Consider the following 25817-nt stretch of genomic DNA (forward strand, 5'->3'; position numbering starts at 1 on the left):
TTTATGTGAAATCATGAAGTAACTGCTCCAAGGTGGGAGCGCCCGTATAGCCTCCCATCGACTCAACGCATTTGCCGCCGCAATAGTTGGCGATGCGCAGACATTCCTCCATCGGTTTGCGCTGCAGCCATCCGTACAGGAAGCCTGCCGCGAAGCAATCTCCGGCCCCGGTCGAATCGACCACTTGCGCCGCCTGCGCCTCCGCCGCGTAACGCTCCCCGTTCGCCCGGCAAATCGCGCCTTGCTCGCCCAGCTTGATGACGGTGACGGGGCAAAGCGCGGATAATTCCGCAAGCGCCTCGTCGGGATGCTCCTTGCCTGTAATCAATTGCGCTTCCTTTAAGTTCGGAATGAAAATATCCGCTAATCGAATCATGTCCTTCAATTCCGAAGATTGGAGCCAGTCTTCGTCCCAACTGGTATCCAAACTGATCGTTTTGCCAAGCCGTCTCGCCGCCCCGATCAAGTCGAAATATTGCTTTTGCGCCGAGAAGTGATATAAGCTTGCATCCGAATGATGCAAAGTATCGTGCAAATGGCGCAAATGAAGATCGAAATTCCGCTGGTCCGCATAAGAGACGAACGATCGGTCCTCCCGATAATTCAAGGCGACGGTAATTTGCGGATACGGTTCGGCATGCCTGTGCACGAATTGCAGGTCGATGCCTTCCTCTTTCATTTTGGCAAGAATCATGTCCCCCCACAAATCGTCTCCCGATTCGACCGCAAGGCCGACGTTCATCCCTAAGCGGGCCGCCGCCGCCGCCGAATTCATCATGCCGCCGACGGTCAATTCCAAATGCTCGGCCCAAATCTCTTCCCCCAGTTTCGGCAAGGAAGGCAATCCGTTAAAAATAAGGTCACAGCAAGCCGAACCGATAAATATTACGTCATGTTTATCCATGCAGTGCTCCTTTGTGTCCGAACCTCGGCAAATATTGTCGATGCTGCTGCAAATAGTCGTCCAAAATGTTCCGGGCAAGCGATTGGGATAAGACGAGCGGATGGACGGTCAGCGCCATCATGGCATCTTCATACGAACCGCGGACCGCGGCGGATACGGTGTAACGCTCGTATTGCTTCACGCTCTGAATCAGCCCGTTCGCCGCTTCCGGAATCGCCCCCACGTTCAACGGCACCGGGCCGTTGGCGTCCAGCAAGCAAGGCACTTCGACGACATCGTCGTCCAACAAGCCTTTGACGGCGCCGCGGTTCGGCACGTTTAGAATAAGGCTTGTTTTGCGGTTATTATAGATGGCCGATAAGATCGACAGCGCGAGGCCCGCATATCCTTCGTTCTCGAGCGGATCCGCTCCGGCATCGTCCCGCTGCCGGGCATGGGCGGCTCCGGCGTTGCCGGTTTCGGCCGACATATAGCTGTTCTGCCGCTCCGCCATCGTGCCTGTGTACAGGTCGAGCGCCTCTTTCATCCCGCCTTGGCGCAATTTCTCCGCGAGTTGGGCCATTAAGTTTTTGTTCAACTCCACGATTTGTTCGCCGCGCGTGCGCGGGCTGTTTAATATATAGTCTACGGCTTGTTCGCGGTAATAATAATAGTATAAGTACTCGTTCGGCAGCATGCGGAGCTGCTTGATCAGTGCCTGAGAGAAGCAAGCCATATGCGGACTGCAGGCGGTAAATTTTTCGTAATTGTCGACGATTTCGGGCAGCCGGTCGCTGCCCCGCACCATAATGCGGTTCACCCAGCCCAGATGATTCAGCCCTACGTAATTCATGTGGATCTGATCGGGGGCCTCGTTCAAAAACTTGGCGATATCGAGCTTCAGCGCCGAAGGGGCGTCGCAGATGCCGATTATTTTCAAGTTCGTATATTTCGTCAACGCTTCGGTGATAAGGCCGGCAGGATTGGTAAAATTGACCACCCATGCGTTCGGCGCCTCCTTCTCGATGATTGCGGCGTATTCCAGCATGACGGGGATCGTCCGCAGCGCCATGGCGAACCCGCCGGGACCGGTCGTTTCTTGCCCGAGAACCCCGTAGCGCAAGGCGACCCGTTCGTCGATCGCCCGGCCTTCCTCGCCGCCGACACGTATCGCCGTATAGATGAAATCCGCTCCCCGAACGGCTTGCGCGAAATCCGTCGTCACTTTGACTTTGAAAGGGGAACCGTACTGTTGCACCAAATGCTTCACGATGGCGCCGATCGTATCGATTTTTTCTTGGCTAATATCGTGAATGCATAACTCGCGGATTGGAATTTCCTGCTGCTTGCGGACCAGGTCGTAGATCATGCTCGGCGTTCTTACCCCGGCTCCTCCGATTAAAGCCAGCTTCATAAGTTTGCCTCCTTCGTTGTTTATCAGTATCTAGTGTAAAGTTGGAAGCGTTTTTACGCTAATGATGATTTGTTTGAAAGTTTAGATATTTTTACTTTTTTTGCTCTATGGAATGGAAGTAAGTCGTAGGCAAGCAGAGGGGCTTGTACGAAAAAAAAGGGGGGGTGTGGCCGATAAGGGGACTCCTCCGCCGAAGGGATAAATTCGGCGGAGAAAGGCTTACTCGAAATAAACGATTTGCGAGTATAATACGTGATGCTTCTTGTGACTGCTCGGAACGAGGGCGAGATGGTCGATAAATACGCCGTCCAATATTCCTTCCAGCTTGCCGGCCGTCGTCATGACGCAAATTTTTTTGCCTACGTGCTGTTTCAGATGTTCCATAAATTTCGGTTTTAGGATGATGGTGCAATTCGTGGGCATGTAATGCGCCATATGATGCTTTCCATGATGCATATGATGCATTCCGTGATGCATATGGTGCATCGGGTAATCCGTTCTGTATCCGACTGCGGGAATCGCATCGGGTACGTCATAATAGGCGTTCATGTTCGGGATCCGCTCCTTTATTGGTTAACTTCTATCGTCTATCGTCATTAATACGATATGACGCCGGCCTAGTTTTGGTTCCGTGTCCTAAGCCCGGCCTTCTTTTTTTTGCCTGTACCGCATAAGCATTAGATGATACGAATTGACTCTATTTCTGGGCGGGGGGCATGCTTATGCGCAAACGGACGAGGTGGCACAGCAGACAGACAAAACCGCGAAGCCGCCGGAAATTTTTCTTTATCGCCATGGTCATTTTCACGCTATTTTCCTTGCAATCGTTTATTTATATCGAGAAGAACATGCGGCCGCCGCTGATGGCGCTTGCGAAGATGCGAATCAAGCAGATCGCCACGACGGCGATCAATAAAGCGATTTCCGAACAGGTGGCGCGCGGAAGCGATTATGAGCGTTTGATCGATTGGAAGACGGACAGCCAAGGCAAGGTTGCCGGATTTATGCTGAATTATGCGGAAAATATTAAAATTACGTCCAATACGAAAGATATTGTGGAAGGCACGCTCGCCCAACTGAAAGAAATGCCGGAGCATATTCCGCTCGGCCAAGCGATGGGAAGCGCGATAATCGGGTCCTTCGGCCCGAGAGTTCCGGTTAAGCTGGAGCCGCAAGGCGCCGTCAAAGTGGCGCTCAATACGCGGCAGCAGGATGCGGGCATCAACATGATTCTCGTAGAGGTGTATATTCGCATCGTGGCCGAAGTGGCCATCATTATTCCGTTCGACACGGAACCCGAACTGGTCGAGACGGAAATTCCGATTTCTTATTTGCTCGTTGTAGGCGATGTGCCAATGTACTATTACGACAATAAAGGAAATCCGGTTGGCGAGCGCAGCGGCAATGCGCCGAGCATCGCGCTGCCGATGCCGTCGGCCCCCGCGATGGGGGACAATCCGGAAGGGACGACCACAACGACCACAACGACGCCGACGCCCCAGGAGCAGAAGGAACAGGTCGGCACGCCGTAAAAGCCGTTTCCGTTATCACCTGCGAATAGCCTTGTTCAGAAAAACTTGCTGAAATCGGGATCCCAGTGGTATTGCTCTTCGCAAACCGCTTGCGCTCTCGCATAAAGGTCGTCCCAATCGTACCCTTCTCTTTGATGCAGCATTTTGCATAGCCTGAGGAAGCGCTCTTTCGGCAATTTGCGCATTTGGCCGATAATCAGCGACCGGAATTGGTCGATATAGGGCTTGGTACGCAGGGCGCATCCGGCTACATCGATCAATATATTCTCTCCGCCGGGCAACTTCGCGATCTCGATCTGGTATCTGGTGACGTAGCGCAGCGTTCTTTTTTTAATCAGGTCTTTCCTGATTCTGGCGATCGTGCCGATATAGTCTACCAGATCCGGATCGAATTCCCGCATAATAAGCGAATCCATTTCCAGATCCATATCTTTGCGCAAATAAAACTGATTCAGGAATATAAGCTTCAACTTGCGGATCGGATCGCTCCGCAGCAGCGTGCCGATTTCACGCAATTTTTCATAGGCGATCCGTTCCTGGCCGGCGTCTCTGTCCCGGACGATCGACTGGGAGTTCCGCAGCAATCCGGCCTTGATTTGCGGAAGCTGCTTATGAAACATGTTGTCAAGGTGGAAGAGAAAGAACGATTTCCTCCATTTTCTTTGGAATAGAAATAAAAGGGTTAACAGAATGAGTCCGCAAAGGATCATTGCGATAGATTCCACGGACGTTCGCGCTAACAAAACGCCTGCCAGAAAAAGAAAGACGGCGATCAAGGCGTCGATGCGCAGTGACTTGGCCGCGACAAGTTCGGCTTGCCGTTCCACAGGAATCGGCGTTTTTTTGTGACAGACGGAGCAGACCTGCTCTTTAAGGATGGAGAACGTGCCGCAACGGCGGCAATAGGTCAGCTTCTGAAAGGCAAAGGTAGTGCGTTTAAACGGTTTGAATTGAACGGGCTTTTTTCTCATCGTCATTCACTCTCGTCATTTAATCGGCGGATAAGAGATTTGTCGATTTCTTGAAGTGAAACAATTTTGCTGTGGCGAACGTAATAGAATATAACTTTTGAAACGACAAAAAGAAATAATATCGAAAGGAAAATATATGTAATCATCGCTATTTTCACCCTTGGTTTTTAGTAGATTTATAGGACTTTAGGACTGTTTTCGCCTTCGTTGAAGGGATTCGAGTCGTTCAAACGTCCGTGTAATTACAGAATGTGCGAATGTTTACTTATGTTAGATTATATCATATTATTTAAATGATAGAAGCGGGCGACGCCTTCGGTTGGTGCGGTTTCCGCTTGCATATACGGCGAAAGAGACACGATAAGTTCATTACATCTTGTACGGAGGTTTGGAATATGTCCCGGCTTTATCTAAAAAGAGTCTTATATCTCATTTTTATATTGACCGCGCTTGTCCCGTATCCGGCGTCGACGTTCTCGACAACTTATGCGGCCGCCGGTTCCGCCACGTCGAAAATCGACGCGGTGTTGACAGTCGACGTGAGCGGATCGATGAATAACAGCGACAAGAATAAAATCAGCAACGAAGCGATGAAGATGTTCATCGACATGCTGTCCGCCCAAGGGGACAAAGTCGGCATCGTCGCTTATACCGACCAGATCGCGCGCGAGAAGGCGCTGCTGGAAATCCGGTCGGCGCAGGATAAAGAGGATTTAAAAACATTTATCGATCAATTGGTCCGCGCTTCTTATACGGATATCGCCGTTGGGGTCAAAGAGGCGGTTAAGGTGCTGCAGCAAGGCTCCGAGCCGGACCACGTGCCGCTTATCGTCCTGCTGGCGGACGGCAACAACGATTTCAGCAAGAAATCGGGCCGCACGCAGGCGCAGTCCGATCAAGACTTGAACGAAGCATTGGAAATCGCTCAAAAGAACGGATACCCCATTTATACGATCGGATTGAACGCCGACGGCAAATTAAACAAAACGGTGCTGGAAGATATTTCGGCCCAAACGAACGGGAAATTTTTCGAGACGAGTACGGCGGATAATCTGCCGCAAATTTTAAGCGAAATTTTCGCGAGCCATTTGAAGTTGAAAATCGTGCCCGGACAGGGAATGACCGGAAACGGGGACTTCCAGGAGGTTGCGGTGCCGATTCCGAATGCCAACGTGATTGAAGCGAATATTTCGATCATGTCCCGCCAGCCCGTGGAAGTCAAATTGTTCGATCCTTCCGGCCAGCCCGTGCCGTTGACAGATCCGAATATCGTTTATACCCGGTCGAAGACGTACTCGATGATCAAAATCGCCAGTCCCGCCATGGGCGATTGGAAGCTGCAAGTCAAGGGCGCGAACAAAGATAAAATCGATATCAATCTCATTTTTAATTACGACCTGGAACTTGCAATGGACCCGCTGACGCGATCGACGTTCAAGGCTGGGGATTCGGTCGACGTTCGGTCCTATCTGCTCAGCAACGGACAGAAACTGCAAAACAACGATATTTACAAAACGATGAAAGCGACGCTGGTCGTGAAAGACTTGGACACGGGAGAAGAGGAACAGGTCGAACTGGCTAACAAGACGGATCATTTCGCGGGCTCATACTCCATCCCGGACGCTCATATTTATGAAATAAAAGTACGGGCCGAGGACCGGAGCTTCTACCGCGAGACGGCGCCGGTTCAAATCGACGCCAAAACCGGCGCCCCTGCCAATAATGGCCAGTCCGCGCAAGGGGCGGGGGGAGACGAGGATCGTAAACCCTTTCCGCTGCTTCCCGTTATTTTGGGTGCGCTAGGGTTGATAGCGGTCGCCGCAGCGGCCTATGCAATAGCCGCTTATGTGAAGAAAGCGAACAAAGGGTTTGTCGGCCAGGCGGTCATCGAGATCAGGGACAACGACACCGGCGATATGACCTACCCTCAATACAAGAAGCTGAATACCTTCAAGGGGAAATTCAACTTGCACCAGTTGCTGCAGCTTGCGCCCGAATTCAAGGAAACGGAAAAAGTGATCTTCACCCCGGCCAAAAACGACGGCATCGCCGTACGAAATCTGTCCGGATGCACGCTGGAAAAAGGCGGGCGTCCGCTGGACGCGAGCAAGGGCAAGGAACTGAAATCGTCGGAGCGCATCAGCGTCACCATGCAGCATGTGAATAAAACGATTTTCATCGAATATATACGATAACATTTGCGAAAATATTGGAGGGTACGACATGAAACCGGTTGTGAGAGAACATATCCAGCAATTAGACGTATCGCTCGGCGGAGGGATCGTCAGCGAAAAGATCCGGGTCGATACGATCGATAATCCGATGTTGATCATCGGTTTGGGCGGCACCGGAATCGACGCGCTTCTGCGGCTCAAATACCAGATTAACCGCCGATTCAGACTTCCCGAGGATCCGATTTCGAAGAAGAAACTGGAAAAACCGGCAAATGTCGAATTTCTGGCATTCGAGACGAACGAACAAGACCGCAACAAAAAATATCGGGGCATCGGCCTGGACCCGATCAACGAATTCGTATTGCTGTCGAATCCGGAAATCGGCGGGTTGCTAAGCAACCGCAGCATTCTCGAGCCTTATATTACGGATTGGCTCTCCCCGGAATTGAACATTACCGACGGCATGAACGGGGCGGCCGGGGTACGGCAGGCAGGCAGATTGCTGTTGTTCACCAAAATCAACCAAGTCGTCCAAAGCATCGACAAAAAAATCAAGACGCTCTCAGTCGGGACGAATAAAAAACTGATGGTGTTCCTTCTGACCGGCTTATCCGGCGGTACGGGCAGCGGCTGTTTCCTGGACATCGCTTATATCGTGCGCGGCATTATCGAGCGGGATCACGGTTCGTCCGGCATCGACCGCGTCAACACGCTTGGCTATTTGTTCACGCCGGACGTGAACCTGTCGAACAAAAGCTTGAGCGAGCATACGAAAGAATATATTAAGAAGAACGGCTACGCGGCGCTGAAGGAATTGGATTACTGGATGAACGTGGATAGCCGCAATGAACGTTTCAAACAGCAATACGGCAATATATTGTCCGTCAATTCGCCGTTGCCGCCGTTTAATCTATGCCACCTGATTTCGGCTACGAATACGGAAGGCAAGCTGCTCGAGAACGCCTACGATTATTGCATGAACGTGACGGCGGAGAACATTACGAACTTCATGGCCAGCGAAGAGAAGCAATCGGGCGAGGAATTCGCCATTCACGATTATATTAGCAACATTCGCACCAATATCGCGCAAATGAACAAAACGTATGCGGCGAATTACGAATACAACATCATCGGCGCCTCGTCGGCGGTATTGCCGATCGAAGAGATGACGACCTATTTGGCCTTCCGTCTCTTTAACAAAATGGAAAAAATGTTCGACAAGGCGCCTTCGCAAGACGACGTCGAGAAGTTTGCGCGCAAAATCGGCATCGATCTGGATACGGTCGTGCGCGATTTCGAAGCGAGAGTGCCGGAACCGCTGGCGGGCTATCAGAACAGCGAACGCCTCAGCTATCATAATGTCGTCAAGACGCAGGCGATCAACCTGGATACCGAGCTTGAGCAAGGCTTCCTGGCGCGGGCCAGAGAGGAATATATCAAAGCCAAGAAGCAAATGCCGGCGGAGAGGCTCGAACGGTTCGACGACCAAATCCGCAGGCTTTTCCTGCACCCGGAACAAGGGCCGTTTTATGTGTCGCGGCTTATTTATACGGAAAAAGGTTTTTGCTTGCTGAACATGATCTTATCTTATATCGAGACTTTGAAAGAGAATATAACCCGCATTCCGCGGGATATCGAAAGCGCGCGCGATCAGGCGCTGGAGAAGCTCGGCGACGCGCGCAGCGCGTTCGTGTCCAAGGAAAAGAAGAAAAACGCCTTCATCGAGGCGAAAATCAACGAGTACCTGTTGCATGCGGATGTCGAACGAACGGAGCAACTGATCGAATTTTACGAAGACTTGTACCGCTTGCTGAACGAGCAAAACTCCAAAATTTATAACGTCTTTACGGAAATATTGAACGCGCTCAACGATATTTTCGCCAAAAACGGAGATATTCTGATCAACGGCGAAGAACAACAAGACCATAAAGGGAACAAAAAATATTACTGGAACGTCGTCAGCGTTCCGGATATTGCGAAAGTGATCGGCGGAATGCTGGAACAGAAGGATGCCGACGATCTTATGCGCGATTTTACGGCGGAACTGTTGAAGCGGTCCAACCAATGGATCAAGGAACAGGAACTGGACGTCATCGCTACGATTTCCGATTTCTTGACCGAGAAATTCGGCGATTTAATTACGAAATCGATGGAAGATTTTCTGGTCATCAAATACGGGAAGGACGAGTCCGTAGACAAATTCGTCGAACGGTTCATTGCGCCGAAGCTGGACGAAGAAGCGATCGCCGTGTTCCATTTGAACAACAGCATCGGCAATCTCTATTTTCCTTCGTGGGGCTTCGTGTCGGTTCCGGTGCAGGCGCCGAGCATTTTGAAAGGAATTAAAAATTATCAAAACAACTCGATCGGCAAATCGAATTTCACCGTCAAAGAGAGCGAAGTGAAAAACCGGATCTTCTGGTTGAACACGAAGAACGGCGTTCCGTTGTTCGCCTATACCCCGCTCAAGGTTTACGAAGAAAGCTACGAGAAGACGATATTGGACAAAGAAGGCGTCGGACGTCATTTGGTGCAAACGGATAAAGTCAACTGGACGTATCTCCCTTCCCCGATCCCGGAAAAATCGTGGGGAGAAACCTATTCGAACGAGCGAATCAAAGAGTACAACGCGCGTGTTCGCGAATTGTTCGGGCGGGCGCTCTCATTCGGGGCGATTGCGGAGAAGCATATCGACAGCAATACGAGCAGCCGCTACGAATGCGTCTTTACGAAGCCTTTCGCGCTTGCCGACATCTTGGCGAAATACGACTTGCGCTTGGACAGCCCGAAGCCGAATTTCGGCGAAATGAGAAAATGTGCCGGCGAATTGAACCGGCTGCTTGCGGAAGGCTTGGAGCGCGAGAGCGCCAAAGATATTTTCGGAAGCGTGAATACGGAGATGGCGCAGGAAAATTTCATCCGTTCGCCGGAATTGATCAAACGGGTGAAGGAAGAAACGGCCAAATACGAAGCGATTGCTGCGAAAGTCGCCGAACTGAACGCGCTGATCGCCGCTCATCAAGACGAAGACAAGTTGATCGACCAGTTTATCGAAGCGATGTATACGGGAACGATTGTCAAGAAGGGCGCCCTTTACGTATATGACCGCGATCCCGAAGAAGACCAATGGGAGCCTTTCGCCAATGTAATGAAGGTGAAAAGTTATATCGAATACGCCGTATTCGACCGTTTCCGCAAATTGGACGACAAAGCGAAAGCCGTTCTGCTGAGGAAGTCGCATAAGCGCGATGCCGAGATGACCGCGGCGGAGGATATCGCACCGCTGCTCGCCAAGCTGGAGGAATTGATCGAAGCGTTCGGCGGGGCGAAAGAAAAGCTGGAGTACGAAAAAATCGAGCTCGCCGACGGGGAAGACATGTATCAATTCTATCGGCAAGTATTCGGCAAATTAAACGATATCGTTAGAAATATGAAATAGGGGTAGAGGCCGATGAAAGATTTGTTGGAACGCTCTTCCCTGGAGTATGCCTTTGCGCAAGAGAAGCGGACCGATACGGGCAACGATCAGGGCAGCATCCACCATCCGGCGGTGTTCGTGTTCCTTGGGGACTTGACGGCCGATGCCATCCGGCCGATCGCGGAGTTGAACGAGAAGAAATGGGACAATAACGCGGGGGTCGTCTATCTGCACGTTTGCTCGAACGAAACGGTTCAATACCCGAACGTCGTGTCCTTCCGCATCCCGGAACCGGAGCAGGCGGACAAAAAAACGTTGCGCAAGGCGATTTACGATCAATTTTATAAAGACGGACAGCGGCTGTTTGAGCTGAATCAAACGATTCGCCGCTTAAGCAACAACGTCTCCGAATTCGGCCGTCTGTATTCCTCCTTCGAACGGATTCATATTTCTGTCATTACGCGGGTCGACGACCCGCTTAATGTATTAATGTCGGAAATTACGCTGCTCATGCAGACGATATTCGCGCTTTCTTTCAAAGTGGTGCAATCGGATTTGTACGCGTTGATTCGCGAACGGGAGGAAGGGGAAGGATTCGGTTATGCGGCCGCGGCGGGTTTCGGCTTTTTGCGGGAGCTGGAGACGGTTCAGGACGCGGAATATGCGTTTGAGGCCGAATTGCAAGTAACGGGGGAAGGCGTCAGGCTGCCGGTCGTTCATCGGAAGTCTCCGTTGTTCGATCTTGTCTACCTGTTGTCGGACAAGAAAGAGAGCGGAATTGCGACGCGCAACCGTTTGACGGACAATTACGAAATCATTTGCCACATTCATTTGCTGAAAAATCGCAACGTGCGGCAAGTACCGGACAACGGCGTTGAAACTTACAACAACACGATGTTTAAGAATCAAATTATGTCGCAAAACGCGCGGCACGCTTACGTCACCGCCGGCTTTTTCAAAATGAAACGCCCGAATCAAGCGATCTTCCTAGCTGTCGTTTATCATTTCTATAACTCGATGCTGGCGAAGATACAAAGTATGGGAAATTGGAACAAACGCGAGGTACTCGAGCTTTTCGAGCTGGACCCGCCGTCGCTCGATCGGTTGGTAGAGCGGATCGTGCCGGATGACGACACATTGCGCGGGATGACCGCGCTCATGCATCGGCCGGTTCGATTTGGAGATTTGAAACGCGTTACGGTGAAAGAAGCGGAAGCGATGCTGTTTGGCGACAGTTGCGAAACGTATTTCCAACACAATTTCGTTGAGGCTGCAAACGCGCAGTTGGACGACTTGAATATGCCCGAACTTATGGAGCGCACCATTCTGGAAATCATGAAGCGCAAGCCTGGAATCGGTCTGTACAGCCTTTACGTATGGACGGATGAAAACAATAAGGAAACCGGCATATTGGAGGAAATTCGTAGAATGGCGAGGGAAACGGCCAAGGATTTGGAAGAGGCCAAAGCCCAATTGGAGCTGTTGTACCAGGAACGCGTCGAAGAGCAGACATTTCAGCGGGTTCCGTTGATGGACAAAACGAATACGCGCAACTTTATTCGCTGCTTTTTCGCCAGAATCTACGGCTATAAGACGGAAATGCTGCGTTTGCAAACGAGACTGTCGCTGCTCCGCCGGTATGAAACCGAACTTGCGCGCGTTCATCAAGCGATGAGCATCCAGATGAGCGCACTGGAACGGCTTCGGCTTCAATTGCTTGACATCGTCCGCGAGAACGTGAAACAGGCCGACGATTACATCGGACAGAACGTGTTCGAATATTACCAGGTCGTAACGAGGGAAATTGTAACCGAACTGGAAACGAAGCGGGGCGAACACTTTTATTTCGATGAACGGTATGTCGGGAATGTCCTGGAATTGCTTCGGGAAGGCACAACGGAGGAACTCGTGCGCAGAATCGTCGAGGTTTGCAAACGCCATGTGCTGACAGCCGGGCCGTTCATGGAGTCTTTCGAACAAGAGCTTCTGCAGCGCACGAACGTAGCCGTCGGTTATTACGACCGGCAGGTATTGACGAAAGATGAATTGTTCAAGGAACTGTACAACGGCCTGAATCAGAACGCGGAAGTTCATCTTCGCCTGTTTCATTACACCCAAGAGCACCGGTACGAAGAACGGTATTTTTTCGGCGATACCGAGAGCGAATTTCTTCATTATGCGCTTCGCATCGACGAAGCTTCCCGTACGTACAAGCTTGGATGCGTGCATGAAACGGGGCGCAGCGGAATTGCCAAGCTTCATCTGATGGGCGGATTCCATCTCGAGGATGTCATGTATTGCCGGAATGCGCAAGGGTATTATGACCGATATTGCAACGAAGGTTATGAATTTCACGGCGTTTCCGCCGAAAGATTGGCTGCGATTCGTTGAGCGAACGGACTAAGAACTCTAATTACCAATATGGAAAGGAAGGCTGCCGATGCTGCGACGAAAAGTAAATATGCTGATGATATGGTTCAGTTTAGTGGGAGGCGTAATCGGCTTTTTGATCGGAGAATGGCTGCTGCGCAGCTACGCCTCGTCCATGCCGGGCATCGTATGGATCGGGATTTATTTTGCGGTCGTCGGTTTCTGCATCGGTCTGATGTGCTTGCTGGCAGAACTGATCTCGCCGCGCCTGAACGGCGTCTCCTGGAAATCGCAATATTCCGGCGCATCGTGGAAGATGCTGCCGATCGCCACATTGGCGGCCTTGTTCGTTGCAGGCCTTCTGCTCGAACTGGTCTACGAACTGGATGTGGGCAAGGCGAAAGCGCCGCAAGACATCGTGATGGCGATCGACGTTTCGGGCAGCATGGAGACGACCGATCCGGGCAACGAGCGGATTGCCGCCGCTAAACGGTTAGTCGACCAGATCGATGCGGATAAAAGATTGGCCGTGATTGCGTTCAATCACGACACGAGAGTCGTGCAGCCGTTCATTCGATTATCCGACGCGGCGGCGAAAGAGGAAGTGAAGCGGCAAATCGACGGCTTGGACCAGGTGGACGGCGGTACGGATATTGCCCGCGCTTTAAACGCGGCGGCTCAAGAAATCGGCCGCTTGCAGGACCGCAGAGGGACGATGGTGATTATGCTGTCCGACGGGTTCAGCGAAGTGAACCTCGGTTCGACCTTGAAAATGTTTCAAGACGATCATATCGCGGTTCATACCGTAGGCATGGCATACGACGACCCGCAAGGAGCCGGTTTGTTGAAGGATATTGCCGCGCAAACGGGCGGGAAATATTACGACGTGTCGAACGCGAAAGAACTGACGGGAGTGTTCCATAGAATTTATACGGAGCGGGACAGCCGCATCTTGATCGACGAGCGGACCGGCCTCGCGCAGCACAACGCCTTCTATGCCGTTTGGCGCATCTTCTCCCTTGTTTGCATCGGCGCGTTGATAGGGCTTGCGCTCGGAATCATTTTCGACAACCGTTATTTGGCGCGGAGCTTCGCGATCGGGGGAACGGTCGCCGGTTTGTTGGCGGGGCTCATTCTCGAGTTCGGATTTGCGCAGCAGCCCGGATGGGGCATGATGCACCGGCTGCTTGCAGATTGCGTTCTGGCGGTCGTCATTTCGCTCTTTACTTGCATTGTGCCGATTAAAGACAAAGGGGCGGTCGAACGTTCTCCGTACGGCAATCGCATGGGGCTTAGGGCGAAATCTTTCGCCGGAGCGGATAACAACCGGAGCAAAGGTTTTTAAGACGGTGAAGGAGGAATGGAGATGCGGGTTGTCGAATCGGACCTTTCCGAGTTTTATATTAGCCGTTTGACGCATACCATCGACGACGGCGCGTGCGTGTTGCGTTGGCAGTGGCCGGAAGGAGTTCGGCATGTGTATATCGACAAAACGCATGCCGACGAGGCGGAGTCCGCGGAACCGCCGCATCCGGAACGTTTGAAGCTTTACACGAGGGAAGAATACAAAGCCAATAACGGCTACCGCGATCGGATCGTTTCCATCGACCGCTTTGCCTATACGGTTTATGCATGCGTGTATGAAAACGGGGAACTGAGTCTTGTTCGTCAGGAAGACGGCCGAAATCGGATTACGGTCAGTACGGGAAAGATTAAAATATATTTTTCGATTGCCTCGAAAACGGGGTTGTTTCGCAAATATAAAACGATTCAACTGCAGTTGCGTTCGGACGCCCGGATCGGCAAAGAGGTGCTTTGTTACGTGAAAAAAGAGGGCGGATTGCCGATTCGCAAGGAAGACGGAACGGTCTATCCTTTCGTAAGCGATTTTGAACCGGGTAAGACGGTGCTCCCGCCGATCGAAGTCGGGAAGGACGATTATATACGCTTGTTTTTTACGGACGGCAAAAAATACGGGCAAATCTACGAATTGATACCGGAATAGGAACAAGCCTGAGGAGGACGAAAGCAATGGGTTTATTCAGTTTGTTTCGCAAGAAACAGGAAGTCAAGGAGCGGCCTCTTTACTATGATATTGTATGCCCTTATTGTTTCAGCAAGTTTCACCCGCAGGAAGTGGTGTTTCGGGCCGCCCATCATAAGGAGAACGATGAAGATTACGCGCTCGGCGAAGACCAACTGCTTAACGCTTATCGGGAAAAGTTCAATTTGGACTCCATCGACGAGATCGAGGCGGTCATCGATCCGGTCACGATTCCGGACGAACATAAAATATATGTGGATAACGTTCTGGCAGGCATTAACGACCATTACGGAATCGTGACCAAAAAAAGACTTTGCCCGAAATGCCATAACGATCTGCCGATATCCGCAGGCAAGGTGCCAAGCAACATTATCTCGATCGTTGGCGCGTCCCAGGTGGGGAAATCGGTTTATATGACTTCGTTGATTCATACGCTGCAAAACACGACGGCGGACAATTTCGATGCGGCTTGCATGCCATTGAACGCCGATATTAGCCGGAAATTCCGGCAAAATTACGAGGAGCCTCTGTTCGAGCGCAACGATTTGTTGGAATCGACGCAGAAGGAAGTTTTGCAGGAACCGTTTATATTCCAATTCATTTTCAAGGACGAAACGAAGCCGCCGCTCATGCTCGTCTTCTTTGACGCCGCGGGCGAAGGAATGGTCGATCAGGAATATTTGGATTTATACGCGGCGCACATCAAAAATTCGACCGGTATTTTGTTCATGGTCGATCCTCTTCAGATCAAGACGATTCGCGAGAAAATCCGCGTCAACCTTGGCGACGAACCGGGCGAATGGGTGTCGCAATACGATGAACCGCGGGATGTCGTGCTGAGCATGTACCAGAACTTTATCGGTTTTGAAGAAGGAAGCAAGACCGATATTCCGACGGCCGTCGTCCTGACGAAAAGCGACATGCTGCACGCGATCAAGGAAGAGGACGGCGAATATATCAAAGCAAACAGCAATCTTTTCCATAATTATGTCCATAAGAAACATTTGAACCTGACCGAATTCGAAAATATTAACGGTGAAATACGCCGATTTATCGAGAAGGTGGACCGTCCTTTTAAGGGCGCGCTTGACGTGCATTTTAACAATATCGCTTTTTTCGCGGTATCCGCACTCGGCAGCAATCCTGTCAATCAGAAATTGAAAGGGCTGGTCGACCCGATCCGCGTGGACGAACCTTTCATCTGGCTATTGTATAAGCTGGATTATATCGAGGGGAGGGAGGAATAGTGGACCGGCGAAAAAAGCCGATTCAGCAGCAATATTACACCCGGGAACGGCGCGGCGTTTTTCGTTCGTCGGAAGGGTACGATACGATTGCCAAATCGGCGAATCTGGACAACAACTTTATTAAAAAAACGATCCATCCTTTTTGCGGATACGCTGCTCCGTTGGAACTGCTGGAACGCAGCGAAAAGGACGCCGGCAAATATCCCGAGAGCGTCACGTTTTTCCAAGCGGACTCCGGGGAGGCGGTGCTCGGAAGAAGCGTCTTCGTGCCTGCCGATTTTACCGGGTTGCGAACTGCGTTTTTCATGCATAATTACGTGATCCCGGCGGAACGAAACGACGAATATGTGAAACAGCCGGCGAAGCTGTTTCGCGCCTCGTTCGCGGGCAGCTACGATATCGAGCAGGGCAAGGAGCTGCCGGAAGTAAGCGACATTCCGCAACAAGCGGGCGATTCCGGTTCGGCGCCGAATCATCGGGCTTTTCTGGCCGGGCTGAACATCGGCGCAACGCTGTTTAAACAACTGCTCGGCGCTGTCGTCGCCTCCGTCTCCAGCAAGAAAAAGGTATATATTGCGTTGGATGTCGAAGTGGAGCACCTTGCGCGGAATTCCAACCGGCTGATGGAGATTCTGTTCTCCGCCCTGCCTTACGAATTTCGGCGGCGCATCGGATTTATCACATATGCGAAGGAACCCCAGAGCAAGAAATATATTCATGTCATGTTTGTGGAAAAAGGGAGCATACGCGCAGGGGACCGCAGCATCGAGAAGGACTACTGCTTCGATCTCGCGCAAGGCCGGATCGTCAACGCGGAGTCGGATTTTGCGAATCAGCCGTATCTTGAGTTTGCCTGGGACCATCTAGACGCTCCGCGGCAAATGGACGATTTTCTGGAATATGCGGACCTGATGCTGGCGGATATGGGCGACGCCCGCAAAATGGCCATCGCCAGCTATCATGAGCTTTGCGTGTTTTACCGAATCGAAGCGGGGGACGACAGGTTGTACCGCGAGCGGCCGGCGTTCGTGCTGCGCGGCATCCTCGAATATTTCGCTCCGCCGTCCGCGCTGGAGCGTAAAGAACGGCTGAATCGGCTGTTTTTGGACAAGTTTGCCGCGGAACAAAAGACGGTTGACCGGCATATAGCACCGGAACTCTCCGTTTGGGAATGTTTCGTCCAATATTTCCACATGGCCCGTCCCGAGGATAAGGGACAAGTCGTGAAATATTTGATCAAATCGATTCATCTCAGCGGCGGCGCGGAGCGGAAGAAAATGTACGCGGCGCTGGAGAGCGACCGCGCTATTTTTCAATCGTTTTTCCAAACGGTGTTTGCGTATGACGAATTGGTCAGAGTGTTGTTCGAACCTTATGCGGAGCGCAAATTCGAATCGCTGGGCAGTTTGAAAGAAGTGATCCGTTTTATTACGGATTGGGAGACGTGGTGTCCGCAGGCATTGGACAACTTGACGTTCGGCGAACTGGCGGAGACGACGGTTGTCGCACGGATGGCCAGAGAAGGCAATTTGACAGCCGCGGCAGGCATGGTGCACGAGCAGTTCAAACGGTGGAAGTCTCATGAAGCTTACAGCTTGCTGGCGGATCGCATCGTTTCGGCGGCGGACTATTATTTGCTTGCCAAGCTCGATTTGGATTCGTTGACGAAGGAAGATTTCATGCGGATTGGCTATGCATCGGAATTGGTTGCGGACGAATATGCAGGCAAAATCAAGGCGCTGCAAGCGGCTCAGCGGATCTATCGCTTGTCCGAGCCGTCGGAAACGGAATTTGCCGGCTTGTCCGCGCGTGAGGCGGAGACTGTGCAACAATTGATCCGGCGCGTTCTGGCGGACGAGATCGTTCCGGCCAATTACCGCAAAATTACGCTGGCGTTTGCGGAAATAACCGGCGGCGTTCGGGGAAGCGGCAAGGGGAGAGAGGAAACGGGGCCTCGAGTTTTCTATTTCGATCTGTTGACTTATGTTCGCGAACATGGCGGAAGCAAGGACACGGTGTATTCGTTCCTGAAATGGTCGGGGCGAGACGAATATTTTGCCGGGACTTCACGGTTGTACCCGGGGTATGCGAAGGCGGTCAAACAATATTTTCAACAATACGACCGCGAAGCATTCAAAAGCGGAAAAGACCGGAAATTGTTGTACGCAGACGCCCCGCAATCGTTGCAGCGGGTTCTCGACGACGTCAAATACGATCTATCCGGCGGATTCGCCAAATTTCTCCACAGAAAAGGGAAGATACTGGGGCTTGTGTTGGGGATCGTCGTCGTTGCGGTTGTCGGCGCCGGCATTCTCTACAACGCGTTCTTCAAACCCGAAGCGGTTCCCGCGATGGCGTACAATATTGAAGAAGTGACTGCGCAAACGGTGCAGGGGATGAACGTAATCGAAATCCGCTTTGAATCCGCGGACGGCTGCAGGGCGTTTCAAGGCGAAGAATCGGATCCCGCCGCGTACAATATTCTATTAAAGCGCGGCGAGGATGAGGTAACGGGCGCGCTCCGGCCGGGCGCGAGCGGACAAGCCTTCGCCGCAAACGGCTTGGGCATGAAGCCGGACGGCGAGCAGGACGCGTCCTCGAATGCCGGCTCGACTACGGCGGAGGGTACGGCGCCGGACGGCGAATCCGCCGGAGGAACGGGCGGCGCGGCGAGAACGGCGCCGGATGGCGGGGCGGACAAGGCGCCCGATGCCGGGGCGGACGCAGCGCAGGATGGCGATGCGAACACAACGCCGGAGATGCCGCCAGCCGGATCGTCGAACGAGGCGCCGATCTCCCTGCCGAAGGATTGTGAAGACGGCCGTATCACGATTCCGCTTGATCCGTCTTATCGCTGGATAGGCGACGAGCAGCTTTGGATCGACGGGATCGCGTATCCCATCGCGAATAAGCTGGAACCCGCTATGAAAGAAGAACCCGAACAGGGGACCGAAACGCTGGGAGAGGCTGAACAAGGCGGACAATAAATAGATTACAAACAAAACCGTCCGGGATCATGTTCTCGGACGGTTTTTCAGCGCCCCCATTCGGAGGCGTTGCATTATTTCTCCAATATGACAAGCAGCGTATCCGGCCCGATCGGAGCGAAACTGCCGCCCTTCGGCTCGAGACTGATCGTAATGTTGTCGGCGCCGCTAATTTTCCCGCCATGCACATACAGATGCGCCATTCCCTTCTTCCATTTCAGTATGCCCCCGTTCTCCCGGATATTGGCGGTATTGAATGTAAACCAGGCTTGATAATCTTTCTCTGTCGAGGGCTCCAGCCCATCAATCAACAGAAACACTTCATCCGACAACCGGTTGACCCAGGCGTAGCCTTCGGCGTCCTTCGCATTGAGCGCGGTCATTTTATATTGGACGGTCTTCGGATCGACCAGCATGGTCAGGCTGCGGTCTTCGGGATGAAATTCGGTTGCGATGCGATCGAGCGAGGCAGTCAACGGTGCGCGGATTTCACCCGAATCCTTGAACGTTTGAAACAACCCTAAGAAGATGAACAGAAGCGCAACGGCTCCCGCGAGTGCGGCTGCCTTGCCGGAACGCATCATCCCGCGGGCGAATGCGGGCAGCTTCTTGAGCCATATATATTTGAGCTTTAACCCGGTTTTCAAGCGCGGGGGCGGGCCGGGCAAGGCCTCTTCCTGGCGGGAAGAGAGCAACTCCATCCATTCCCGCATTTGGTCGCGGCACGAAAGGCAGCCGGCAACATGGTCCCGCAACCGGGCGCAACGTTCTTCAGGCAGCGATCCTAATATATAATCGACGAGTTCTTGCTCGGAAAAGCCGCATTGCCGTTCATTCATGTTGCCTCGCCTCCTCCGATTTCGATAACTGTTTGCGGTCGTTCCATTGTTTGCGAATATTACGAATTCCGTAACGGATTAACGACTTTACCGTTCCTAGCGGATAATTCAGTTTTTGCGCCAATTGCTTCTGCGTTCGCGCTTCGCAGTAAAATCCGATCAACGCTTCCTTTTGCGGTTGCGGAATGTTGTCGATGGCGGCGTACAGACGTTCTTTATCGAGCTCCAGCATGGCCCGCTGTTCCGGATTGGCGTCGGCCGGCGCAGCATATTCCTCTTGCGGTTCATTATAAACGAGCCGCTGTTTGCGTCGCAACCGGTCTAACGACCTGCTGCGCGTCATAACCGAAAGCCATGCTTCCAGGCTCCCCCGCGACGGATCGAATCGATCGGCCTTGCGAAACACTTCGAGAAATACGTCATGGCAAATATCTTCCGCTTCCATCCGGTCTTTTGTCAGCTTCAGCGCAATATGAAAGATAAGCGGCGCGTACCGCTCGTAAAAAACTTCGAAAGCTTCCATAGAACCGTTATGCATCTCTTGCAGCAATGATGACGTTGTATCCTTTGCAATCATCCGACTCACCTCGCATTCCCTCATTTCATATTTACAAAATTTTTGATGAAAAGGGAACGGGAGTTCCGCAAAATTTAAGTTGTTTTAAGCAAAATTTTATGTTGTTTTAATAAATCCAAAGGCCTTCTCCGTGCGTACTTAGAGTGATGATCAACGAGCGGATCTCTCGCAAGGCGGCAAAGGGAAATTGCCGAAGAGTCCGCTTGGACAAAACATATGGGAGGGTCTAAGCATGCGCAAATGGAGGTTGGCGTTAAGTCTGCTGCTAACGGTGATGACGGGGGTGTTTCTATTCGGAGGAACCGGCGTATACGCGGCCAGCGGCGTCGTGATGTATACGCCGTATACCGATATTTCCGTCACGCCGGGAGAATCCATCTCTTATTCGATCGATCTGATCAACAATACGAGCGAAGTGCAAAATATGAGCCTGTCTTTGGACAATATTCCGGCGGAATGGAAGGCCGAGCTTACTTCGGGCGGCTGGGCGATTCGGCAAATTGCGGTCAGACCGAACGACGAGAAAAATATTAATTTGCAAATTGACGTGCCGTTAGCCGTCGATAAAGGAACGTATCATTTTAAAGTGAACGCGCAAGAATCGTCTTTGCCGCTCACCGTTAACGTAACGGAAAAGGGAACGTATAAGACGGAACTGGCTACGGAACAGCCGAATTTGCAAGGAGATGCGAATTCGTCGTTCGACTACACGCTTTCCTTAAAGAATCGAACCGCCAGCGACCAGCAATACGCCATCGCATCGTCTGCTCCGCGCGGCTGGACGGTTGAATTCGTGCATGGCGGCAAAAAAGTCACTTCCGTCGACGTCAAGGCGAACTCGGCGGAAGATATTAGCGTCAACATCAAACCGCCGGCGCAAGTGAAGGAAGGAAGCTACAAAATTCCGGTCAAAGCGGCTACGAACTCCACTTCCGCGGAAACGGAACTGGAAGCGGTCATTACCGGGACGTACGGTCTCGAATTGAGCACTCCGAACGGATTGCTTAGCGCGGACGTAACGGCCGGAAGAGAGAAGAAGATCGAACTGCAGTTGAAAAATACCGGCACGGCGGCGTTGAAGGATATCGAATTGACGGCTTCGACGCCGGTCGATTGGGAAGTGACGTTCGACGAGAAAAAAATTGCGAGCCTGGAAGCAGGGCAAACGGCGAACGTAACGGCAACGGTGAAAGCGGACGGCAAGGCGATCGCGGGCGATTATCAGTTGAATATCAATGCGAACACGCCGGAATCGTCGTCTATGGCTCAGTTTCGGATGACGGTCAAAACGTCCATGTTATGGGGATGGATCGGAGTTCTCATCATCGCCGCGGTCATTGTCGGCATGTACTATATTTTCCGCAAGTATGGGAGGAGGTAAACGTGAGTCAGCCCAGCAAGGAAGCCGTTGATATGACGAACGCTTTGACGGAACAAACGGAAGGGAAAAAACCGATTATTGAAATGACGGATTTAACGAAGCAATACGGCGATTACGTCGCGGTGGATCATTTGTCGTTATCCATCCAAGAAGGCGAAATTTTCGGATTGCTTGGCCCGAACGGAGCGGGCAAATCGACGACGATTTTGATGCTGCTCGGGCTTACCGAGCCGACATCGGGCGAAGTGCGCGTATGCGGAATCGACTCGATCCGCCAGCCGATCGCCGTCAAGAAGCGGGTCGGATATTTGCCGGACGATGTCGGGTTTTACGAAGATTTATCCGGGGCGGAAAACTTGATGTATACCGCGAGATTAAACCGCATTCCCGAGACGGAAGCGCGCAAGCGGGTGGAAGAACTGATGCAGCGCGTCGGATTGGCGGATGCGGCCGGCAAGAAGGCGGGCACGTATTCGCGCGGCATGCGGCAGCGGTTAGGTTTGGCGGATGTGCTGGTGAAACAGCCGGAAGTCATCATTCTCGACGAGCCGACGCTCGGCATCGACCCTGAAGGGGTGCGGGAGCTGTTGCTGCTCATTAAACAATTGAGCCGCGATGAAGGCATAACCGTATTGCTGTCGTCGCATCATTTGCATCAGGTTCAACAAATTTGCGACCGCGTAGGTCTCTTCGTGAAGGGACGACTCCTTGCCGAAGGCGATGTGCCGTCTTTGGCGAGAGCGCTGTTCCTCGAGGAGACGTTCACGTTGGAGGCAGGCGTTCGGCCGCTTCATAGCGGTTTGATGGAGACGTTGCGGGCGCTGCCGGGCGTCGCCAGAATCGAAGAGCATGGCGAACTTCTTCACATCGGCTGCACGGAAGATATAGCCGCCGAACTGGCGCGGGCGATCATTGAATCGGGAAGCTCCCTGTATCATTTGAACAAAAAGGAATACGGGTTGGACGAAATTTACCATCGTTACTTCGAAGGAGGGGAGTCAGATGACCATCAACGGAAACGGCATGCTCGTTAAAATACGAAACTTGATAGCATGGGAAGACCGTGTGCGCAAGCCGCGAACCCAATCGCCGGCGCCCCATCCGTTCTGGGTAATCGTTCGCAAGGAAATGTCCGATTTGATCCGCAGTTGGCGCTATATGGTGCTGCTCGGTTTAATGACGCTGACATGCATCGGTTCGCTGTATACGGCGATTACAAGCATACGCGCGGCCGTTCCGGCGGATCACGATTTAAACTCGTTCGTTTTCTTGAAATTGTTTACGGTGTCCGACGGAACGATGCCCGCGTTTATGACGTTTATTAGTTTTCTCGGCCCTTTGATCGGCATTGCGCTCGGATTTGACGCCGTCAACTCCGAACGCAACAAGGGTACATTGTCAAGGATGATGGCGCAGCCGATTCATCGGGACTATGTCCTGAACGCCAAATTCGTGGCGGCGATCAGCGTCATTGCCATTCTGTTCTTCGGCTTGGGATTTTTCATTATGGGCCTTGGCTTGTTGACGATCGGCATTCCGCCTTCGTTGGAAGAGTTTTTGCGCATGCTGTGCTTTTTGGCGCTGAGCGTCTTTTACGTCGCTTTTTGGTTGAACCTGTCGATCTTGTTCTCGGTCAGGTTCCGCCAACCGGCAACATCGGCACTGACCTGCATCGCCCTTTGGATTTTCTTCGCCATTTTCTATTCGATGATTGTCGATTTAATCGCCAAAGGAATTGCGCCTGTCAATCCGACGCATATCGATCAAGTGCTCGGATTTCAACAAACGGTGCAATTTCTGCAGCGATTGTCGCCGAGCCAATTGTTCGGCGAAGCGACAACGACGCTGCTTATGCCCGAAGTGCGCACGCTAAGTTTGTTCGTCACTCCGGAGCAAGCGTACGGCGCGCTGCCGAGCCCGCTGCCGCTCGGCCAGAGCTTGCTGCTCGTATGGCCGCAGCTGACCGGATTGATCGCGGCCGTTATGGTCTGTTTTATCATCGCATATGTTTGGTTTATGCGGCAGGAGATTCGTTCCCGCTAAAAGCCGCCTCGCAGGGCGCAGAAACGGAATGTTCGTTTCTGCGCCTTTTTTTGGTGATGAAAGGTGAAATATATCAATTTTGGCGATTAGGGCTATGGCGTAGCATCGAAAAGGCAGCGGATTCGAGTTCATGGAAGCTGCCAATGCGCGATTGGCCGGGAACTCACCGTGTCAAATACTAATTCGTGTAAATATGCAGGTAATAGAGGGGAAAAGCCTGCGATTAGAATCAATTTCATCATACCATTGACGGCTGACGTTCCTTCGGGTGGGACGAAACGTAGAGACGCTAATCGCGTGGAAATCACCTTGTTGCTCGTGCAACGAAACTGAAACACGCTAATGAGGGGAAAAAGACGCTCAAACCGCCGATTTCCAATGAATAACGATACGTACTTTCGTTAAATTGGGAATATCTTCATTTTGAGCCCGATAAGGATGGTCAGTTTCGTTAGCGCCAAACAAGAAGCGTAGGTCCGCGGGGAGCGCCTTCGAAATAGGGGGTTACCTCTTCGATATGCGTAATAAAGCCAGTTACATCAACGGTGGCGAATTGCAGGAAATCCGCCCCGAACCGTCCCATCCCCCATTGAAAGCGTGAAAAAAGATGCCTTTTCACAAGCTTTGTCGCAGTTTTGATCGATCAAAACGGGTTAGAAGATGCACAATTGCGGGTTTCCGAATCAAACTCCTTCATCGCCTAAGCTCTTTTCCTTCCGCTGGGGCGGATGGTTTGAAAAGACGAATACACTGCTTCGTCATCCTAGCCCGTTTTAAAATGAATGCAACGCCGGTGAAAAAACCGCAAGAATTGGCCTGTTTTCCCCGATCTGTGCATCAACCCATCGTGCGCCGCACATTTGTATGATTTTTCGCATACGTTTACGGGATCAGGGCCGAATATCGCGATTCGTGTATGAAAATTCGCACAAAATCGACTAGTTGGATGCGTGCGCTGCTGATAGTGTGTGATTTTTCATACAATGTACAGGGATTAGGGCTCATGCGCCGCACATTGTGTATGATTTTTCGCATACATTAGCAGGATTGAGGGCTAAAATTGCGATTTGTGTATGAAATTTCGTACAAATCGACGGATTCGATCCGTCCATCCCCTTTTTGTGTGAACGAAACCGACTACAATCAGAATGAGAATGAAAGGTCCTTCATTGCCTGGTTATTCTTTCGCGCTGGTGCGGTATGGTTGGCCGTATCGTTTCGTTATCCCAACCCCTTTTACAATGGGTGCAACGGGGGTAGGGTTAGAGGCATGTACGGATCAAATTCCGGCAGGGGAAGTGTATTATGCCCGCCGCCCATGGGTTTTTTTACTGGAATGGCAATCTTCTATTTTTATATCACTACACTGTTATCTCTATCAAAAGGCCGATGCGAATCATAGATTATATTATTACAACGGGGGAGGGAAAAGTATGGATACTGAAATGAGAAATGTTTCCGAAGAAGTAGCTGAAACAAGCAGCGACCGCAGCCATCGCAGCCATCGCAGCCATCGCAGCACTCGCGGTACTCGCGGTACTCGCGGTACTCGCGGTACTCGCGGCACTCGCGGCACTCGCGGTACTCGCGGCACTCGCGGCACTCGCGGCACTCGCGGCACTCGCGGTACTCGCGGCACTCGCGGCACTCGCGGCACCCGCGGCACTCGCGGCACTCGCGGCACTCGCGGCACTCGCGGCACTCGCGGCACTCGCGGTACTCGCGGCACCCGCGGCACTCGCGGCACTCGCGGTACTCGCGGCACTCGCGGCACTCGCGGTACCCGCGGTACTCGCGGCACTCGCGGCACACGTGGGTGAGAATAAGAAGACATTACCGGACATCGAAACATTCGCATTTGCCAGTTAACGGACAATTGCCGTGTCAGCGGATGCAGTAATGGCATAGAGTAATGAAACAATAAGCCTATCGTGTCG

General features: G+C 52.1%; 17 protein-coding genes. 11 read left to right on the forward strand and 6 right to left on the reverse strand.

The features are described 5' to 3' along the window. Position 1: 1 nt before the first annotated feature. From KQI79_RS05110 to KQI79_RS05120, 3 genes are all read right to left on the reverse strand, one after another. Complete coding sequence (locus KQI79_RS05110; protein ID WP_216537142.1) at positions 2 to 904, reverse strand: carbohydrate kinase family protein; 903 nt, start codon at positions 902 to 904, stop codon at positions 2 to 4. Next, positions 897 to 2297: a family 4 glycosyl hydrolase gene (locus KQI79_RS05115; protein WP_216537143.1), complete on the reverse strand. Its 1401-nt coding sequence runs from the start codon at positions 2295 to 2297 to the stop codon at positions 897 to 899. The genes KQI79_RS05110 and KQI79_RS05115 overlap by 8 nt, the downstream gene beginning before the upstream one ends. 219 nt (positions 2298 to 2516) lie before the next feature. Beyond that, the gene (locus KQI79_RS05120) at positions 2517 to 2846 is read right to left on the reverse strand and encodes a DUF2642 domain-containing protein (protein WP_230190991.1); all 330 of its coding nucleotides are present in this window, start codon (positions 2844 to 2846) and stop codon (positions 2517 to 2519) included. A 173-nt stretch (positions 2847 to 3019) separates the two neighbouring features. Here KQI79_RS05120 and yunB point away from each other — a divergent pair, with 173 nt between their 5' ends. After that, positions 3020 to 3829 (forward strand): sporulation protein YunB, encoded by an 810-nt coding sequence (gene yunB, locus KQI79_RS05125; protein ID WP_216537144.1) that lies wholly within the window; start codon positions 3020 to 3022, stop codon positions 3827 to 3829. Positions 3830 to 3864: 35 nt separating this feature from the next. Here the strand turns inward: yunB and KQI79_RS05130 are convergent, their stop codons facing one another. Beyond that, entirely contained in the window at positions 3865 to 4800 is a 936-nt protein-coding gene (locus tag KQI79_RS05130; protein ID WP_216537145.1) for a hypothetical protein, read from the reverse strand. A gap of 395 nt (positions 4801 to 5195) precedes the next feature. On the opposite strand from KQI79_RS05130, the gene KQI79_RS05135 reads away from it, so the two are divergent. The 7 genes from KQI79_RS05135 to KQI79_RS05165 are packed head-to-tail and all read left to right on the forward strand — an operon-like array spanning position 5196 to position 19040. Beyond that, complete coding sequence (locus KQI79_RS05135) at positions 5196 to 6995, forward strand: vWA domain-containing protein (RefSeq protein WP_216537146.1); 1800 nt, start codon at positions 5196 to 5198, stop codon at positions 6993 to 6995. A 28-nt stretch (positions 6996 to 7023) separates the two neighbouring features. Continuing rightward, positions 7024 to 10413, forward strand: coding sequence for a tubulin-like doman-containing protein (locus KQI79_RS05140; protein WP_216537147.1), 3390 nt, complete (start codon positions 7024 to 7026; stop codon positions 10411 to 10413). A 12-nt stretch (positions 10414 to 10425) separates the two neighbouring features. Continuing rightward, a complete protein-coding gene (locus tag KQI79_RS05145) occupies positions 10426 to 12783 on the forward strand; it encodes a transcription initiation factor TFIID (RefSeq protein WP_216537148.1) in 2358 nt (785 codons plus the stop codon). A gap of 49 nt (positions 12784 to 12832) precedes the next feature. Next, positions 12833 to 14107, forward strand: coding sequence for a vWA domain-containing protein (locus KQI79_RS05150; RefSeq protein WP_216537149.1), 1275 nt, complete (start codon positions 12833 to 12835; stop codon positions 14105 to 14107). Between the two features lie 21 nt (positions 14108 to 14128). Further along, positions 14129 to 14767 carry a beta-mannanase gene (locus KQI79_RS05155; protein ID WP_216537150.1) on the forward strand — a complete coding sequence of 213 codons (639 nt, stop codon included), beginning with the start codon at positions 14129 to 14131 and terminating at the stop codon, positions 14765 to 14767. Positions 14768 to 14793: 26 nt separating this feature from the next. After that, positions 14794 to 16053: a TRAFAC clade GTPase domain-containing protein gene (locus tag KQI79_RS05160; RefSeq protein WP_216537151.1), complete on the forward strand. Its 1260-nt coding sequence runs from the start codon at positions 14794 to 14796 to the stop codon at positions 16051 to 16053. Then, complete coding sequence (locus KQI79_RS05165; RefSeq protein ID WP_216537152.1) at positions 16053 to 19040, forward strand: GAP1-N2 domain-containing protein; 2988 nt, start codon at positions 16053 to 16055, stop codon at positions 19038 to 19040. Before KQI79_RS05160 ends, KQI79_RS05165 begins: the two co-directional genes overlap by 1 nt. 74 nt (positions 19041 to 19114) lie before the next feature. Here the strand turns inward: KQI79_RS05165 and KQI79_RS05170 are convergent, their stop codons facing one another. Continuing rightward, on the reverse strand, positions 19115 to 19879 hold the full coding sequence (locus tag KQI79_RS05170; protein ID WP_216537241.1) for an anti-sigma factor: 765 nt from the start codon (positions 19877 to 19879) through the stop codon (positions 19115 to 19117). After that, complete coding sequence (locus KQI79_RS05175) at positions 19872 to 20456, reverse strand: RNA polymerase sigma factor (protein WP_216537153.1); 585 nt, start codon at positions 20454 to 20456, stop codon at positions 19872 to 19874. The genes KQI79_RS05170 and KQI79_RS05175 overlap by 8 nt, the downstream gene beginning before the upstream one ends. 232 nt (positions 20457 to 20688) lie before the next feature. Here KQI79_RS05175 and KQI79_RS05180 point away from each other — a divergent pair, with 232 nt between their 5' ends. Genes KQI79_RS05180 through KQI79_RS05190 form a run of 3 tightly spaced genes read left to right on the forward strand, consistent with a single transcriptional unit; the run spans position 20689 to position 23880 of the window. After that, a complete protein-coding gene (locus KQI79_RS05180) occupies positions 20689 to 21837 on the forward strand; it encodes a COG1470 family protein (protein ID WP_216537154.1) in 1149 nt (382 codons plus the stop codon). Between the two features lie 32 nt (positions 21838 to 21869). Further along, entirely contained in the window at positions 21870 to 22871 is a 1002-nt protein-coding gene (locus KQI79_RS05185) for an ABC transporter ATP-binding protein (RefSeq protein ID WP_216537242.1), read from the forward strand. Further along, on the forward strand, positions 22840 to 23880 hold the full coding sequence (locus tag KQI79_RS05190) for an ABC transporter permease (protein WP_216537155.1): 1041 nt from the start codon (positions 22840 to 22842) through the stop codon (positions 23878 to 23880). The genes KQI79_RS05185 and KQI79_RS05190 overlap by 32 nt, the downstream gene beginning before the upstream one ends. The last annotated feature ends 1937 nt before the right edge of the window (positions 23881 to 25817 follow it).

This window comes from Paenibacillus sp. MSJ-34, assembly GCF_018918005.1.
Classification (GTDB): Bacteria; Bacillota; Bacilli; order Paenibacillales; family Paenibacillaceae; genus MSJ-34.